This is a genomic window from Actinotalea ferrariae CF5-4 (assembly GCF_000603945.1).
Lineage (GTDB): Bacteria > Actinomycetota > Actinomycetes > Actinomycetales > Cellulomonadaceae > Actinotalea > Actinotalea ferrariae.
In genome coordinates, this window is record NZ_AXCW01000254.1 from 1 (window position 1) to 1,561 (window position 1,561).

Here is a 1,561-nt window from a genome sequence, read left to right on the forward strand (position 1 = left end):
CCGGCAGGCGCCGGGTCCAGCAGGACGAAGGAGGTCACCCCAGGCCGAGCGCGGCGGCGACGTCGTCGCGCACCGCGTCGAGCCGCTCCCGGGCCGCGCGCCGGGCGGTGCCGACGGGGTCCGCCGAGCCGTCGTCGTCCACGGGGACGATCACCTCGAGGTAGCACTTGACCTTGGGCTCGGTGCCCGACGGACGGACGACGACGCGCGTGCCGTCCTGGGCGAGCAGGCGCAGGCCGTCGGTCGGCGGCAGGCCCTCGCCGCCCTCGGCCAGGTCCACCACCTCGACCACCGGGGAGCCGGCGAGCGTCGTCGGCGGCGCCTGCCGCACCCGCGCCATGGTGGCGGGGATCTGCTCGAGGTCGGCGAACCGCGCCGAGAGCTGGTCCGTCAGGTGCAGGCCGTGCCGCAGCGCGAGGTCGTCGAGCAGGTCCAGCAGCGTCCGGCCCTCCGCCTTGAGGCGGGCCGCGAGCTGCGCGAGCAGCAGCGCGGCCGAGAGCCCGTCCTTGTCGCGGACGAGGGAGGGGTCGACGCAGTAGCCCAGGGCCTCCTCGTAGCCGAACACGAGCCCGTCCACGCGGGCGATCCACTTGAAGCCGGTCAGGGTCTCCCGGTGCGACAGGCCGTGACCCGCGGCGATCTTCCCCAGCAGGCGCGAGGAGACGATCGAGTTGGCCATGACACCGCCCGAGCCGGTGAGGCGACGCCCGATGTCGTCGCCCAGCAGCGCCCCCACCTCGTCGCCGTGGAGCATGCGCCACCCGCCGGCACGCGCCGTCCCCGGGGCGGTCGTGGCGTCCGCGTGCGCCCGGCGGGGGTCGCGGACCGCCGCCGCGCAGCGGTCCGCGTCCGGGTCGTTGGCCAGCACGAGGTCGGCCCCGACGGCGTCGGCGAGCGCGAGCGCGAGGTCGATCGCCCCGGGCTCCTCCGGGTTGGGGAACGCGACCGTGGGGAAGTCGGGGTCCGGCTGGGCCTGCTCCGCCACGACGTGGAGGTCCTGGAAGCCCGCCCCGCGCAGGACGCGCTCGGCGGTCCGGCCGCCCACGCCGTGCAGCGAGGTCAGCACGATGCGCAGGTCGGTCGCGGTGCCGGGCTGCTCCAGGGCCCGCAGGCCCGTCAGGTACGCCTCGAGGACCTCGTCCCCGAGGACCGTCCAGCCGTCCTCGCTGCGCGGGACCGACGCGACCGACGGCACGGCGCCGATGTGCGCCGCGATCGCCGCGTCGTACGGCGGCACGATCTGGGCGCCCTGCCCGGAGTCCGTGACGACCCGGCCGCCGAGGTAGACCTTGTACCCGTTGTCCTGCGGCGGGTTGTGGCTGGCGGTGACCATGACGCCCGCGTCCGCACCGAGGTGCCGCACGGCGAACGCCAGGACGGGGGTGGGCAGGGGCTCGGGCAGCAGCAGCGCCTGGCCGCCGGCCGCGACCACCACGGCCGCCGTGTCCCGGGCGAAGACGTCCGAGTCGTACCGGGCGTCGTACCCGATGACGACGCGGGGGCCTCCGACACCGCGGTCGGTCTCGTCGCCCGGCTCCGCCAGCCGCTCCCCGAGGTACCG

The 1,561-nt window shown here is 76.5% G+C and carries 1 protein-coding gene; it reads right to left on the bottom strand.

The genetic code is table 11. The features are described 5' to 3' along the window. Positions 1 to 34: 34 nt before the first annotated feature. Positions 35 to 1,561 (bottom strand): phospho-sugar mutase (locus N866_RS15725; protein ID WP_052023145.1); only part of this gene is annotated, 1,527 nt, incomplete at its 5' end.